12 protein-coding genes are annotated in these 14,484 nt (G+C 73.4%); 6 read left to right on the top strand and 6 right to left on the bottom strand.

Annotation, left to right across the window (positions count from 1 at the left end):
- Positions 1-3: 3 nt before the first annotated feature.
- Together ACYVDO_RS09930 and ACYVDO_RS09925 are read right to left on the bottom strand one after the other, a co-directional pair.
- On the bottom strand, positions 4-3,534 hold the full coding sequence (locus ACYVDO_RS09930; protein WP_460935291.1) for a hypothetical protein: 3,531 nt from the start codon (positions 3,532-3,534) through the stop codon (positions 4-6).
- Positions 3,534-6,629 (bottom strand): DUF6603 domain-containing protein, encoded by a 3,096-nt coding sequence (locus tag ACYVDO_RS09925; RefSeq protein ID WP_460935289.1) that lies wholly within the window; start codon positions 6,627-6,629, stop codon positions 3,534-3,536. The genes ACYVDO_RS09930 and ACYVDO_RS09925 overlap by 1 nt, the downstream gene beginning before the upstream one ends.
- 267 nt (positions 6,630-6,896) lie before the next feature.
- Here ACYVDO_RS09925 and ligD point away from each other — a divergent pair, with 267 nt between their 5' ends.
- The 5 genes from ligD to ACYVDO_RS09900 are packed head-to-tail and all read left to right on the top strand — an operon-like array spanning position 6,897 to position 11,020.
- Positions 6,897-7,871, top strand: a complete 975-nt coding sequence (gene ligD / locus ACYVDO_RS09920) for a non-homologous end-joining DNA ligase (protein ID WP_460935287.1) — start codon at positions 6,897-6,899, stop codon at positions 7,869-7,871.
- Between the two features lie 60 nt (positions 7,872-7,931).
- Complete coding sequence (locus tag ACYVDO_RS09915) at positions 7,932-8,336, top strand: TOBE domain-containing protein (protein ID WP_460935284.1); 405 nt, start codon at positions 7,932-7,934, stop codon at positions 8,334-8,336.
- The gene (gene modA / locus ACYVDO_RS09910) at positions 8,333-9,190 is read left to right on the top strand and encodes a molybdate ABC transporter substrate-binding protein (protein WP_460935282.1); all 858 of its coding nucleotides are present in this window, start codon (positions 8,333-8,335) and stop codon (positions 9,188-9,190) included. The genes ACYVDO_RS09915 and modA overlap by 4 nt, the downstream gene beginning before the upstream one ends.
- A gap of 22 nt (positions 9,191-9,212) precedes the next feature.
- Complete coding sequence (locus ACYVDO_RS09905) at positions 9,213-9,977, top strand: ABC transporter permease (RefSeq protein WP_460935763.1); 765 nt, start codon at positions 9,213-9,215, stop codon at positions 9,975-9,977.
- Complete coding sequence (locus ACYVDO_RS09900; RefSeq protein ID WP_460935280.1) at positions 9,974-11,020, top strand: sulfate/molybdate ABC transporter ATP-binding protein; 1,047 nt, start codon at positions 9,974-9,976, stop codon at positions 11,018-11,020. The genes ACYVDO_RS09905 and ACYVDO_RS09900 overlap by 4 nt, the downstream gene beginning before the upstream one ends.
- A gap of 82 nt (positions 11,021-11,102) precedes the next feature.
- Here the strand turns inward: ACYVDO_RS09900 and ACYVDO_RS09895 are convergent, their stop codons facing one another.
- Together ACYVDO_RS09895 and ACYVDO_RS09890 are read right to left on the bottom strand one after the other, a co-directional pair.
- Entirely contained in the window at positions 11,103-11,474 is a 372-nt protein-coding gene (locus tag ACYVDO_RS09895) for a VOC family protein (RefSeq protein ID WP_460935278.1), read from the bottom strand.
- Between the two features lie 82 nt (positions 11,475-11,556).
- Positions 11,557-11,805, bottom strand: a complete 249-nt coding sequence (locus ACYVDO_RS09890; RefSeq protein ID WP_460935276.1) for a hypothetical protein — start codon at positions 11,803-11,805, stop codon at positions 11,557-11,559.
- Positions 11,806-12,005: 200 nt separating this feature from the next.
- On the opposite strand from ACYVDO_RS09890, the gene ACYVDO_RS09885 reads away from it, so the two are divergent.
- The gene (locus tag ACYVDO_RS09885; protein ID WP_460935274.1) at positions 12,006-12,611 is read left to right on the top strand and encodes a COG4315 family predicted lipoprotein; all 606 of its coding nucleotides are present in this window, start codon (positions 12,006-12,008) and stop codon (positions 12,609-12,611) included.
- A gap of 81 nt (positions 12,612-12,692) precedes the next feature.
- Here ACYVDO_RS09885 and ACYVDO_RS09880 read toward each other — a convergent pair whose 3' ends face one another.
- On the bottom strand, positions 12,693-13,553 hold the full coding sequence (locus ACYVDO_RS09880; RefSeq protein WP_460935272.1) for a DMT family transporter: 861 nt from the start codon (positions 13,551-13,553) through the stop codon (positions 12,693-12,695).
- A gap of 165 nt (positions 13,554-13,718) precedes the next feature.
- On the bottom strand, positions 13,719-14,315 hold the full coding sequence (locus ACYVDO_RS09875; RefSeq protein WP_460935270.1) for a DUF305 domain-containing protein: 597 nt from the start codon (positions 14,313-14,315) through the stop codon (positions 13,719-13,721).
- Positions 14,316-14,484 lie beyond the last annotated feature (169 nt).

The raw sequence follows: 14,484 nt of genomic DNA, 5'->3' as shown, positions 1-14,484 counted from the left end.
CGCTCAGCTCGCAGGTGGCAGGAAGTCGCTGGCCGCGAACGCGACCCGGGTGGGGTTCTCCAGGCGCGCCGCGGCGACCGTGGCTCCGGTCGCCCCTGCGGCGGCGGTCGCGAAGCGCACCTCGTGGCCGGCCAGGTCGGGCTCGCTGCGCCGGAATCGCGGGGCCTGCGGGTGCTCGGCGACGACGATCCACCAGCCGGGCGAGCGCAGCTCGTCGACGGTGATGTCCAGGCCCGCCAGCATGATGTCGGGCTCGAGGAACGCGTTGAACAGCGACGGTGCGGCGTCGCCGTCGCCGGTCGGCGCCTCGGGCAGGTCGGGGTGGCCGTCGCGGGTGCCGGTGGCCTTGAGCGCCATGACGGTCAGGTCCGGGTAGCGCCGCACGATCTCGCCGCGCAGCAGTACCACCGCCCGACCGGACTGCCCCGGCGGCCCCATCCGGACGTGGCTGCCCAGCCGGGTGCGGCCGAACCGGTGGATCTCCTGGGTCAGCTCGTCCGCGGCGGGGTCCCAGAACCGGTGGAAGTAGGTGCCCCGCATGTCCGTGGGGTAGGAGCGCCACAGCAGCTCGCGGCCCATCTCGTCACTGAGCCCCACGAGGAACGCCTCGGTGAAGACGTCGTTCGAGGACAGCACGGTCACCAGCTCGTCCTGGCGCAGCGTGGTCAGGCCCGGCACCAGCCACTCGCGGTCGTACGCGTCGAGGGCCTTGTACATCGGCCGGTCGAACCGGGGTGCGGCCATGATCGGGCGGATCAACGTGTCGGCGAACCAGTCGGCGGGGACGAGGCCGGCCCCGCGCAGGCGACCGCGGGTCGCGTCGACCACCGTGCGTGCCGGGTCGAGCCGGGTGAGCAGGTCGGCCCGGTCGACGGCGAGGAGCGGCCGGCCGGGGGTCGGTTGCAGGGCGAGGGCGCCGGGACCGTCGACGAGGACCTGCGCCTGGGCCCGCAGGTCGGTCACCGAGACGCGGTCGGCGCGCTGGACGAAGGCGGCCAGCTGCTGGCCCTGGGTGGTGAGCATCCGGCTGATGCGCTGGGCCTCGCTGAGTGGCTGCGCGACACCGCCGGCCACTCCGCCGCCGTGGGGCAGGGGCCGGTTGATCGAGCCGGCGAGCGCGCCCGCGGCGGTGGGCGACAACCCGACCGTGAGGTCGGTGCGCCACGCGGCGGAGTCGCGCAGGAGCTGCTGCCCGCGGCCCAGCGCGGGGCGTTCGACAGCGGGGCGTCCGGCAGCCGGGCCGCCGAAGCCACCAGGGCCCCCCGGGCCACCAGGTCCGCCGAGGCCACCGGCGCCACCGAGGCCACCGGCGGGCACGTGCACGACGGGCCCGGCGTGCGCACCCGGCGCAGGGTGGACGACGCCGCCGGGGCCGGCGGGACCACGAACGGGCCCGCCCGCCGGCCCGCCCGCGACCCCGCCGGCAGCACCCGGGCGGACATCCTCGGGGAAGATCGCCGCGTCCAGGTCGAGCGCCACGTGCTCCATGTCGCCCGTCCCCGCGACGTCGGTCGTCGCGAGCCCGGCAGCCAGGCCGCCCAGCCACCGCGACCTCGGCACGTCGGGGCCACGACCGGGTCCACCGGGCGCGGCGGTCCGCAGCTCGATGCCCGCGACGACCCGCTGCGCCACCGCCTGCCCGATCCGGAACGAGTTGTCGGGGTCCTTCCACAGCGACGGCGTGCTCACCACGCCGGCGAGGGTGGGCTGGGCCCGGACCGCGTCCGAGGCCGTCGCCACCCGGGTGGCGACCTGGCCCACCGGCACGGCGAGCGCCCGTGCGGTCACGGCGGGGTCGAGCGAGGCCAGCGCCAGCGGCGACAGTCCCCGGATGCCGTCGAGGTCGGCATACGGCCGGGTGAAGTCCCGAGCCCCGCCACCGGCGGCGACCAGGCCGACGGCCGCGACCCGCTCGGCCGCCCCGAGGCGTAGGGTGAGCGGCCCGGCGACGCGGGTGGCGCGCCGGAAGGCTCCGCCCAGGGCGGAGACGGGCGTGGCGCTGAGCGCTGCCTGGCCGTGCAGGGTGAGCGCGGCGCCGTCGAGGCGCACGCGGGGGGCGAGCGGGCGGGTCAGCTCGAGCAGCCGGCCGAGCCCGATCTTCGACACCCGGGCGTACAGGCTCTCGGCGAGGTGCCGCGCCAGCTGCGCCAGCACCAGCTCGCGGTTGGCCTTGTCGATCTCGCCGACCTGCGCCCACGCCGCCTGCATCAGGGGCTCCTGGTCGCGCTGCACCACCCGCGTGCCGATGCCGCCCACGACCCGGTTGACCGGCGTCCCGTTGAGCTCGGCGAACCAGTCGCCGGCCGGGAGCGTGCCGATGGTGCCGCTCCCCCGCTGCCCGCGGGCGTAGACGCGGGGACCCACGATCGGCAGGTTGGGGATGCCGCCGGGGTCGCTGCCTGCCGTCCCCTCCACCGCGGCAGCGGCGTCGACGGCCTGCTCCAGCAGCAGGGTCCGGGCTGCGCTCCACGCGGCGCCGTCGCTCGGCGCGCCCGCGTCCTGCTCGGGGTCAGGGGCGTTGGGGGAGAACAGCGCGCACCGCACCACCTGGCGACGCCCGGCGCCCTGCCCGAGGTCGGGCAGCGGCTGGCCCGGGCGCGAGGTGTCGAGGATGCGCCGCCCGATCCGCCACGGCGCCGCGACGGCCTCGAGGCGCCGGGCGAGGCGGGCGAAGTCGCCGTCGGGGGCCGTGCGGAACTCCCAGTGGTCGTAGACCGGCAGCCGCACCACGCCGTCCTGGGGCGTCCAGGCCGGGCCGAGCGTCCCGCCCGGGGTGCCGAGCCCGGCCAGCCGGCCCGCGTCGGTGGTGGGCACGAGGCAGGCGACGTAGTCGGTGTCCTGGGTGAGCACGCGCGCGGCGAGCAGGCGCGAGACGTTGACCGGCGCGTATGCCGTGGAGAGCCTGGCCGGCAGGCTCGCCGAGCCGGCGCTCGCCTGGGCGTGGGCCCAGGCCTCGGGGCCCGCCTCGCCCAGCGGCGGGGCCAGCCGGGGCAGCCGGTCCGCGGCCACCGTCATCACGGGCTGGAAGCCGCCGCGCACCGGCTCCCACTCGACCTCGCCCTTCTCCAGGACCACCAGCGCCAGCCACGCGCCCATCGCGTCACCGCGGGTCTGGGCACTGAACGCCCAAGGCAGCTCGGGCCGGTCGAACTCGATGTGCGCGTGGAAGGTCTCCTCGGCGTTCGTGCTCCCGGGTGCGGGGTAGCGTCGCGCCACCTGCCCGAGGTCGATGCCCAGGACGTCCCCCGGCCCGTACAGGGTGACGTCGCGCTCGGCGGTGTCGGTGCCGCCCTTGTCGTCGGAGATCGGCACGACCACGTGGGCCGACGGCCGGGTCCCCGTCGCGGGGGTCGTCATCGCCGCTGCGAGGCCCGACAGCGCGTAGGGCACGAAGTCGTAGCCCGCGAGGACGAGCTTGCCGACCTCGTAGTCGTCGTCGGGCGCGAGCTGGACGGCCCGGACGTCGACGACGTGCTGGGGCAGGTCGGCGAGCCGGGCCCCCCGGATGCCGTGGACGTCCTCGAAGTCGGCCATCACAGGACCCCCACTGCCACGGCGGCCAGGACCGCCTCGCCGCTGTCGTTGACCGTGCGCGCGACCCGAGCGGCCTCGGTGGCATCCAGGACGCCGAGGTCGCCGAGGACGCCGGTGCCGTCGTCCGCCCGCCGCAGCGTCGCGGTGCCCGCGGGCAGCACGGAGACCTTGCGGTCCGCGTCGGGGCGGACCTTCTCGACCCGGGAGAGGTAGGGGTTGTCGCGGTCCTCCACCAGCCGACCCACGAGCGAGTGGGCGACCATGACGTCGGCGAACATCCGGGGGTCGAAGTCGAGGGTCACCGGGGCCTCCTCGCCGGGGAAGTAGGTGTGCCAGCGGACCGTGTCGGACTGCGGGGTCCCGTGCACCGGGGTCGTCGCCGCCGACACGGCGCACCCGCTCGGGAGCTGCGCGAAGCCGGACTGCGCGAGCAGCGCCTCGTCGCGCAGCGCGAGGAACTGCCCCGGGCTGAACGGCGCCGTCACGGTGGACACGGCGTTGGCCGGGAGGCCGCCCACCGTGGGCAGCCCGAGGTTGACCCGGTTGGCCGTCAGGCCCGAGCTGCCGACCCGCTCGACGTGGGTCTCCAGGGGAAGGCGGGACTGGGTCACCTCGAGGACGGCGAGGGGGTGCGCGAGCACCTGGTCGGCCGAGGCGTCCACGGCCGCCAGGCTGGCGAGCAGGTCGCCGTCGAGGGGCTGGCGGGCCTTCCACGCGTCCTTGTCCTGCAGCCCCTGCTGGACGAGCGCGAGCGGGCTGGTCGACGCCTCGAGCGGCGGGGGCGGGTCGCCCCACGTGACCGGACCGAGGTCGAAGTGGAACGTGGGCAGGAACCAGACGTCGATCGTGGCGGTGCCCTCGATGCTCCACGGCTTGGTGCCCTGCAGCGACCCCTTGAACGACACCGACGCGAAGCTGCACCCGAACACCTCGATGTCGAGCCCGATCTCGAGGTCGATGGCGAAGCCGAACCGCGGCACCCAGTAGAAGATCATGTCGAGCGAGAGCCAGGCGTGCGCGCTCGCGACCGCGACGTCGGCCTTGAAGTCGCCCTTGACGCCGGCCATGATCGCGCCAGCGGTCACGGCGAAGTAGCACGTGACGACGATCTTGATCGGGCCCTTGCCCTTGCCCTTCTCGTCCTTGACCGGGGACAGGTCGATGGTGACCCGCTCGAGCCCGGCCAGCTCCTTCGGGGCGTCCTTGTACCGCGGGTGGAAGCCGCCGATGGACAGGGCGAACGCCCCCGTCCCGCCCCACTGGATCAGCAGGCCCAGGTCGCCCGAGACGTCGATGAGGGCGATCTTGGAGTTGCTCATCCGGGCGATGACGAGCAGGTGGTCGCTGGTGACCTCGCCGAACACCTCGCACCGGATGTCGGTGACGGGCGCGACCTTGGCCGGCGCCTGGATGCGGATCGCGCCGAGGATGATCAGCTTCGGGTCGGGCAGCGACAGGACGACGCCGAGCTTGGCCTCCACCATCTTGGTCTGCGAGCCCCAGCCGAGCTCGATGATGGGACCGACCACGAAGCCGCCGTCCCGGGGCGGGAAGACCTTCGCGACCTTGTTCAGCAGGGTCGGCGCCTCTGCGACGGGGTCGTCCGGGAAGAGCACCTTGTCGATGAAGTGGTCCTTCATCCCCTTGACCAGCTCGTCGGTGTCGACGGTGCGGTTGATCGCGAGCATGCCGCCGACGCCGTTGAAGGTGAACCCGAAGGACAGCTCGATCGCGGTCGGGAAGCGCACCCCCATGACGACGACCATGGAGAACGGGTCGGGGCTGAGCAGCCCGATGGCGTAGACGCCGACCTTGAGGATCTCCAGCTGCAGCACGCCGCCGAACTCGACGAGCTCCTTGCCGTCGTAGGTCCGGGTGACCCGCTCGAGGTAGCCGCCGCCGGTGACCGGTCCGGCCTTGATCCGCAGGCCGATCCGGTCCGGCCAGCGGGGGGAGAACGCGATCGGGAACATCGACTGCGGGGTCGGCTGGCCGTCGAGGCCGATGACGGCACCGGCCCCACCGATCTGCATCCCCACGGCGCTGCCGAGCTTGGCCGCGATGATCGTCGTCAGCTCCAGGCCGGTGACCTCCTTGGCGGGGTTGCGCACGATCCCCAGCGCCACCTCGCGGATCTCGACCATCGGGAAGTTGAACTGCACCGGCAGGACGGCCTTCTCGTTGCCGGCCCCCCGGCCGTCGCCGAGGTAGAGGCCGTCGACCGAGTCCAGGGTGATGGCAGTGGGCTTGATCGTCTCGGGGTCGGTCGATCCCGGCATCACCTTCTTCAGCAGCGGGTCGTTCTGCAGGCCAGGCTTGATGACGGTGTAGATGCGCAGCCCCAGGACCGACTCGTCCGCGCGGTACCACTTGCCGCTGCGCTCGACGAGGCTCTTCTTGTCCTCCTCCGACGGGTTGAGGAACTCGCGCTCCTTGAACGACAGGAACGCCTCGAGCCTGGTCTCGTTCAGGCGCAGGACCCCGTAGTCCTTCTGGCCGGTGGAGACCAGCTGGGCGGCGAGGCGGAAGTTCGCCTGGTCCCAGCTGAGGACGTCACCCAGGGACTTGGTCGCGTGGTCGACCCCCAGGAGCTCCTTGCCGAGGGAGTCCACGACCTTGCCGGCACCGTCGGCGAGGTCCTGGAACGGCTTGACCCAGGGGTTCCACGCCTCCATGAGCTGGTCGACGATCGGCTGCTGGACGTGTCCCTGGGCGTCCTTGGACAGCTCCCGGGCGACGATGCGGACGGCCTCGTCCATCGCCAGCAGCGCCGTCCCGATCCGGGTCGCGATGCGGGTGGCCTCGTTCACCGAGAAGCCGGGCACGTTGATGTCGGCCGCGCAGTCGCTGGCCATCTTCGCGATGACCTTGGTCTGCTTGTCGATGGCCTTGACGATGGGCTCGACGATCGCCTTGGCCTGCTCGATGTCGGACTTGAGCTGCTCGAACGCCGGCTTGGTGTTGTCCGGCACCCCGTCGACCAGCGAGCTCATGAGCGAGCCGGTGTCGTGCCAGGTGGACGAGGAGGCCCGGCCCAACCGGGTCGTCCCGAACGCCGAGACCGCGTGGAGGAAACCCGTACCCACATCCGTCATGACAGCCCCCCGGCTGGCGAACCACGATGTGACTGCTGCGTCTGCTCGGTGGTCCCGGCCCTGGCTGGTCCCGGGTCCCTCATCGCACCCAGCCGAACGAACCGGCGGTATGTCGAGGCTAAGGAAGGATTCCGAAGGCTTCACGCTATGGCGGGGTCCTAGTACGCGGCATCGGCCATACGTCGTAGACAAAAGGGATGAGTGACGTCGAACCACCACGGACCGACCGGGCAGCGTCCGCGGCGACCCTCCCCTAGCGTGGAGCCCATGACAGCCAAGGCGAGCTCCCCCGCCCTCGAGGTCGAGGTCGGCGACCGCGAGGTGCGGATCAGCAACCCCGACCGCGTCTACTTCCCCGCCCGGGGCGAGACCAAGCTCGACCTCGTCAACTACTACCTGTCGGTCGGCGACGGCATCGTCAACGCCCTGCGCGAGCGGCCGTGCATGCTCCACCGGTTCCCCAAGGGGGTCGGGGGCGGGGACAAGGTGCACCAGAAGCGGATCCCCCAGGGCGCGCCGCCGTGGGTGGAGACCGTCCGGCTCACCTTCCCCCGCTGGAACCGGACGGCCGACGAGCTGTGCGTCACCGAGCTCGCCCAGGTCATCTGGGCGGTGCAGATGTCGACCGTCGAGTTCCACCCGTGGAACAGCCGCCGCGCCGACGTCGAGAAGCCGGACGAGTGGCGGATCGACCTCGACCCAGGCCCGGACTGCCCGTGGTCCCGGGTGCAGAAGGTGGTGCCCGTCGTGCACGAGGTGCTCGATGAGCTGGGTGCCGTCGGGTGGCCGAAGACCAGTGGTGGCAAGGGGGTCCACGTCTACGTCCGGATCGAGCCCGAGTGGGGCTTCAAGGACGTGCGCCGGGCGGCCCTGGCGTTCGCCCGCGAGGTGGAGCGCCGTCTGCCGGACGACGTCACCACCACGTGGTGGCGCAAGGACCGCGACCCGGCGGACCTGTTCGTCGACTACAACCAGAACGCGCGCGACCACACCATCGCCGCGGCATACTCCGTGCGCGGCAACGCGATCGGCACCGTCTCGACCCCGATCACCTGGGACGAGGTGGACGACGTGGAGCCGGACGACTTCACCATCGCCACCGTGCCGGGACGGTATGCCGAGAAGGGCGACCTGCACGCAGGCATCGACGACGCGGTGTTCCGGATCGACCCACTGCTCGAGTGGGCCGATCGGGACGAGCGCGACGGCGCCCAGGACCCGCCGGAGCCGGAGGACTCCTGATCCGCGGATCAGTGCCGATGGCCCTGTTCCACCCGCACCTGCGTCTGTAGAGTCGCTCCCATGCCGCTCATGAGGGTCCGTGACGCCGCCACCTTCCTCGGCGTCAGCGACGACACCGTGCGCCGCTGGGTCGACAGTGGTGCGCTCCCGGCCGAGGCCGACGACGCGGGGCGCAAGGTCGTCGACGGCTACCGCGTCGCCCTGCTCGCGCGCGAGCAGGCTCGAGCCGTCGAGGACCCGTCGGGCGTCGGGCGCTCGGCCCGCAACCGCTTCGTCGGCCTGGTCACCGACATCCGGCGCGACACGGTCATGGCCCAGGTCGAGCTGCAGTGCGGGCCCTTCCGCGTGGTCTCGCTCATGAGCAGCGAGGCCGTCGACGACCTCCGGCTCGAGCTCGGCTCGGTCGCGATCGCGGTGGTCAAGTCGACGACCGTCATCGTCGAGACCCCGGTGGGGGCGTCATGAGCCTCCCGTGGCGCAGGCCGGCCGGCGCACGGGCCGCCCGGACGCTCCCGGCGCTGGCCGTCCTCGCGGTGGTGGGGCTCGTCGCGGCCTGCGGGTCCGGCGAGGCGTCACCCCAGGGCAGCGGCTCGCGCCCGGTCTCAGGCTCGGGCTCGACCGGTGCGACCTCCGGCGGCCCGCTGTCCGGCGAGATCACGGTGTACGCCGCTGCCTCCCTGAAGAAGACGTTCACCGAGATCGGCGCGCAGTTCGAGAAGGCGCACCCGGACACCACGGTCAGCTTCAGCTTCGCCGGCTCCTCCGACCTCGTCGCCCAGCTCCAGCAGGGGGCGCCGGCCGACGTGTTCGCCTCGGCCGACGAGAGGAACATGGCCAAGGCGACGGCCGACTCCCTCACGGCCGGCCCGCCCGTCGCCTTCGCCACCAACACGCTCGAGATCGCAGTTCCGCCGGGCAACCCCGCCCGGGTCGCCTCGCTGCAGGACCTGGCCCGGCCCGTCCTGAAGGTCGTCGTCTGCGCCCCGGCCGTCCCCTGCGGCGCCGCCGCGGCCAAGGTCGAGACGGCCGGGAAGGTCGACCTGAAGCCGGTCAGCGAGGAGCAGTCGGTCACCGACGTGCTCGGCAAGGTCTCCACCGGCGAGGCGGACGCCGGCCTGGTCTACGTCACCGACGTCAAGGGCGCCCACGGCTCGGTGCAGGGCGTCGAGTTCCCCGAGGCGTCCCAAGCCGTCAACACCTACCCCATCGCGGCGCTCAAGGGCAGCCGAAACCCGGCGCTCGCGTCCGCGTTCGTGCAGGCCGTCACGGGCGCTCAGGGCCAGGAGGTCCTCGCCCGTGCCGGCTTCGCCGGGCCCTGAGGTGCGCGCCCACCGGGTCGGGCTGCCCGCCTGGCTCTTCGTCCCCGCCGTCGTGGGGGCGGCCTTCGTCGCGCTGCCCCTGGTCGCGATGCTGACACGGATCGAGTGGAGCCGGTTCGGCGCCCTGGTGTCCTCGGAGTCCTCCCAGGCCGCCCTGTGGCTGAGCCTGCGCACGTCCCTGGCGAGCACGGTGCTGTGCGTGCTGTTCGGGGTCCCGATGGCCGTCGTCCTGGCTCGCACCCGGTTCCGGGGCCAGGCCCTCGCCCGCTCGCTGGTCCTGCTGCCCCTGGTGCTGCCCCCGGTCGTGGGCGGCATCGCCCTGCTCTACACCTTCGGCCGGCGCGGACTGCTGGGGCGAAGCCTCGAGGTGCTCGGCGTGCAGGTCGCCTTCTCGACCACGGCGGTGGTCATGGCCCAGACGTTCGTGGCCCTGCCCTTCCTCGTCGTCAGCCTCGAGGGCGCCCTGCGCAGCTCGGGCGAGCGCTACGAGGAGGTCGCCGCGACCCTGGGGGCACGCCCCACGACGGTGTTCCGGCGCGTGACGCTGCCCCTGGTCCTGCCGGGTCTCGCGTCGGGTGCCGTGCTGGCGTTCGCCCGTGCCCTCGGCGAGTTCGGGGCCACGATCACCTTCGCCGGCTCCCTGCAGGGAGTGACCCGGACCCTGCCGCTCGAGATCTACCTCCAGCGTGAGACCGACCCCCAGGCGGCGGTCGCGCTCTCGCTCGTCCTCGTGGCGGTGTCGACCGTCGTCATCACCTTCACCCGCCGCTCCCGGACCGCCCTGTGAGCCTGCGGGCGCGCATCGACGTCCCCGAGCGCGGGCTCGAGCTGGCCCTCGACGTCCCCACGGGGCATACCGTCGCGCTGCTCGGGCCCAACGGCGCGGGCAAGTCCACGACCCTGGCAGCCCTGTGCGGGCTGCTCCGCCCCACTCGCGGCGAGGTCGTCCTCGACGACCGGATCCTGTTCCGCAGCAACGGATCGCAGCGCGAGGTGCCGCCGCACGCCCGGGGAGTGGCCCTGCTGGCGCAGGACGCCCGGCTGTTCCCCCACCTGTCCGTCGCCGAGAACGTCGCCTTCGGCCCGCGCAGTGCCGGTGTGCCGCGCGGCCGCGCGCGCGAGCTCGCCTCCCAGTGGCTGCGCGAGGTGGACGCGGCCGACCTGGCCGACCGCACCCCCGCACAGCTGTCCGGCGGACAGGCGCAGCGGGTCGCGGTGGCGCGGGCCCTCGCCACCGAGCCGGCCCTGCTGCTGCTCGACGAGCCGCTGGCGGCCCTCGACGTCGAGGCGGCTCCCGCCCTGCGCCAGCTGTTGCGCCGGGTGCTGGCCGAGCGCACCACCGTCCTGGTGACGCACGACGTCCTGGACGCTGTCCTGTTGGCCGACCAGGTCGTCGTGCTCGACTCCGGCCGGGTGGTCGAGCAGGGCTCCACGTCCCGGGTGCTCACCCGGCCGACCAGCGCCTTCGCGGCGCGCATCGCCGGGCTCAACCTCGTGCGCGGGACCGCCCGCGGGGGCGGCGTGGACGGGCCCGGCGGGCTGCACGTCGCCGGCATGTCCGAGCAGGGCCTGCGCGAGGGCGAGCCGGCCGTCGCCGTCTTCAGCCCGGCGGCGGTCGGCGTCTACCGCCAGGAGCCGCACGGGAGCCCGCGCAACGTGGTTCGGACCACCGTCACGGAGCTGGAGCCGCACGGCCACCTGCTGCGCGTGCACACGCCTCACCTCTCGGCCGACATCACCCCAGCGGCCCTGGCCGAGCTCGGCATCGCACCCGGCGACGAGGTCGTGCTCACCGTGAAGGCCAGCGAGGTCGCGGTCTACGGGGGCTGAGACCCCCGCGGTGGCCGGGTCCGTCCGGGAGGGCTCCGCAGGAGCTCCTCCGGCTGCCCGTCCGCGTCGGGCGGTCAGGTGGTCAGGCCGACCGGTCCGGCAGCTGCTGGAGGGACCACACGTTGCCGTCGGGGTCGGTGAAGCGCACGAACCGGCCCCACGCGAGGTCCTGGACCTCGGAGCAGTCGATCCCCCTGCTCGTGAGCTCCGCGTGGGCCTCGTCCGCGTCAGCCACCACGGCCTGGAGGTGCTGCGTCTGGCCTTCCGGGAACATCTGCAGGCCGGTGCCGAAGCAGAACGAGCACGCCGAGCCCGGTGGGGTGACCTGGACGAAACGCAGGCCCTCCGCGGGGGTCTGGTCGTGCTCGGCGGTCCAGCCGACCTGCTCGTAGAAGGCCTTCGTCCGGTCGACGTCGGCGCTGGCGATGGGGACGAGCTCGATCCGGTAGTCCATGACGGTCCTCTCGTGGTGCCGCCGGGAGGTCCGGCGACCGGTTTCCACGCTAGGGACCCCAGCGGTCAGTTCCTGACCGGAATCAGACCGGGGCGGAGTCGGCCGCCGACCGGCGGTGCAGCTCGGCGAGGATCGCCTGCTCGCGGTCGATGGCGGCCTGCAGGTAGGGCGGGACCCGGGTGCCGGACGCCACGGGCCGATCGCGCAGGGCGTCCTCGAGCTCGGCGAGCGCCGCGACGAGCTGGCGCACGGTCCACTGCGCCGGGTCGGCCGGGAGCCTGGTCGCCGAGGAGGGCCTGCCGGCGACCGTCGGCTCGAGGAAGTCGGTCATGACAGGGCTCCTGGCGACGACGATGTCTGGGGGCCCCGACTGCTTGAAGCCAATCGATCGTCGACCGCTTTGTCATGTTCTGTCAACTGGAACAGGACGAGCCTGCCGCGGCTGACGCCCCCGGTCGCGGGGAAGTGAACCGCGGTCGGTCCGCTCACGTCAGGACGGGTACCAGTTCCGTGAGAGTTCCGAGGCGCGTCATGTCCAGTCCATCACCCACCACCCTCCGCGCCGCTGCGGCCGTCGCCGGCGCCCTTCTCCTCGCCGGGTGCGGATCCTCCAGCGGGTCCTCCGGCGGCGGCCTCTACGGCAACGCTCCCGCGGGCTCTTCGTCGGCGGGCGGCTCGGCCGCCACGACCAGCTCGTCCGGCTCGTCGGCCGCGGCCGGCCGCTACGGCAACCCACCCGCCCGGTCCAGTGCCTCGTCGGTCGTCGCCGGCGGAGGCGGTGTGGCCACCGCCGGATCCCGCTTCGGCACCATCCTCGTGACGTCCCAGAAGATGACGATGTACGCGTTCGCCCGCGACACCAAGGGCCACTCGAACTGCACCGGATCGTGCGCGACCTACTGGCCGCCCGTTCCGGCCGCCGACGCGCCCACCCACCCGGTCCCGGGTGTGACCGCCACGTTCGGCGCGATCACCCGCTCCGACGGCACGAAGCAGCTCACGGTCGACGGGTACCCCATGTACACGTACGCCGCCGACCGGGCCGCAGGCGACGTCAACGGCCAGGGCGTGAACGCCTCCGGTGGCCTGTGGTGGGTCGTGTCCCCCAACGGCTCCTGGGACGAGAAGACCGGCTGACGGTCAGCGCAGGCAGGACCGACGACCCGGTTCCGGGCGCTGCGTCCACCCTCGCGTCGGGGAACGCATCCGAGGGCTCCGTCAACAACACTCCACCCGGGGCGAGAGCGCGTCGCAGCACCGGCGCTGGCCGAGCTCGGCGACCCCCATCCCCACGACGACGAGCGCTCCCCCGAACCACCCGGGGACGCCGAGTGGCCGCTCGCCGAGCACAGCGGCGATCACGGCCGCGAACACCGGTTCCATGGTCATCGTGACCGCCGCGGTGGTGGCGCTCAGCGCGCTCTGGGCCCACGCCTGCACCGCGAACCCGACGCACGTGGCCAGCAGCGCCAGGTAGAGCACGGCCGCCCATCCGCCCGCGGTCGCCGGGGGACCGAGGTCGCGGCCCGCAAGGGCCGCGCCGAGGCACACGACGGCGGCCACCGTCACGCTGGCCGCGGTGAGGGCGTATGCCGTGTGCGGTGTCGACCACCGGCTCAGGCCGGCGATGTGGACGGCGAAGCACGCCGCACCACCGAGGGTGAGGGCGGCACCGGCCGCCGGGGGTGCACCGGCGCCACCGGTCAGTGCCGAGATGCCGACCGCCGACGTGGCCACGGCGAGCCACCCGGACAGGCCCACCCGCTCCCGGAAGAGCAGCCCGGCCACGACCGGCGTGAGGACCACGGCGGCGCCCGTGATGAACCCCGACACCCCCGCCGGTGTGGAGCGAAGACCGTTGGTCTGCAGGAGGAATCCTCCCGACAGGGCCGCACCCAGCACCGTGGCGCGACGCCACTCGGCAGGGCCCAGCCGCGTCACTGCCCCCGGGCGCACGAGGAGCAGGACGACGGCCGCGACCCCGAACCGCCACGTGAGGAACGAAGCGGGCGCAAACTGCTCCAGCGACCCCTTGGTCACCACGAACGTCGAGCCCCACACCGCCGTGGCAGCGACCAACGCGGCTGTCGCTGGAAGCGTCCGGTTCACACCCATCCCCCGAACCCGAGTACGCCGCCACGGATGGCCGGCTGCCCGCCATGTTCCTCCGGCTCCTCCACCCTGTCACCGGGGCGAAACCTCACGAGGGCGCCGGGAGCACGGCTCGGCCGAGCCCGGGGTGCCTCAGCCGGCGAGCATGCCCTTCATGGTGGAGATCTCCTTCGCCTGCGCGTCCACAACGTCCTGGGCGAGCGTGCGGACCTGGGGGTTCTTGGTGGTCGCGAGGACGTTCTCGGCCATGGTCACCGCGCCTTCGTGGTGGGCGACCATCATGGTCAACCACATCCGGTCGAACGCCTGACCACCCGCCTGCCGCAGCGCGGCCATGTAGGCGTCGCTCATCATGCCGTCGGTGCCGTGGTCCATCCCGCCGGCCGTGGCCGGGGCGGCCCACTCCCGCAGCCACCCGTTCATCGTGGTGATCTCCGGCCCCTGGGCCGCCTTGATGTCGGCGGCGAGCGACTTCAGCGGAGCGGACTGTGACCTGGCCAGGGCCAGGTCGGCCATCTCCACGGCCTGCTGGTGGTGGGGCACCATCATCTGGGCGAACATGACGTCCCCTGCCGAGGCCGATGAGGGTGCCGACCATGCGGCGCCCGGAGACGTCCCCATGCCGTTCATGCCGGTCATCGTGTCGTGCGAGCCGGACCCGCATTCTGCGACTGCCAGGGTCGTCGCCAGCGAGGCGGTCACGGCGAGGGCGCGGAGGGTGCGGCGCACGGGGGCTCCTTGAGTGGTCGGCTGCGAGGTCCGGTCCCGAGACGGGGCCGGCACCACTGCGCAGGGGCGCGGCTCGGCTCCTGCGGCACCACCCTCGCCCGCGCGCCCGCGGGGTCCCGTGGGCATCCGATGAAGGTTCGATGAAGACCCGGGCGCCGCGGCGTCGCGC

The organism is Phycicoccus ginsengisoli (genome assembly GCF_054779295.1).
This window is presented reverse-complemented; position numbering and strand designations above follow the sequence as displayed.

Bases quoted from the DNA above. Each gene is read 5' to 3' on its own strand.
- ACYVDO_RS09885 (WP_460935274.1), top strand. From the start codon at position 12,006: ATGTCCAGTCCATCACCCACCACCCTCCGCGCCGCTGCGGCCGTCGCC.
- ACYVDO_RS09890 (WP_460935276.1), bottom strand. From the start codon at position 11,805: ATGACCGACTTCCTCGAGCCGACGGTCGCCGGCAGGCCCTCCTCGGCG.
- ligD (WP_460935287.1), top strand. From the start codon at position 6,897: ATGACAGCCAAGGCGAGCTCCCCCGCCCTCGAGGTCGAGGTCGGCGAC.
- ACYVDO_RS09915 (WP_460935284.1), top strand. From the start codon at position 7,932: ATGCCGCTCATGAGGGTCCGTGACGCCGCCACCTTCCTCGGCGTCAGC.
- ACYVDO_RS09925 (WP_460935289.1), bottom strand. From the start codon at position 6,629: ATGACGGATGTGGGTACGGGTTTCCTCCACGCGGTCTCGGCGTTCGGG.
- ACYVDO_RS09930 (WP_460935291.1), bottom strand. From the start codon at position 3,534: ATGGCCGACTTCGAGGACGTCCACGGCATCCGGGGGGCCCGGCTCGCC.
- modA (WP_460935282.1), top strand. From the start codon at position 8,333: ATGAGCCTCCCGTGGCGCAGGCCGGCCGGCGCACGGGCCGCCCGGACG.
- ACYVDO_RS09895 (WP_460935278.1), bottom strand. From the start codon at position 11,474: ATGGACTACCGGATCGAGCTCGTCCCCATCGCCAGCGCCGACGTCGAC.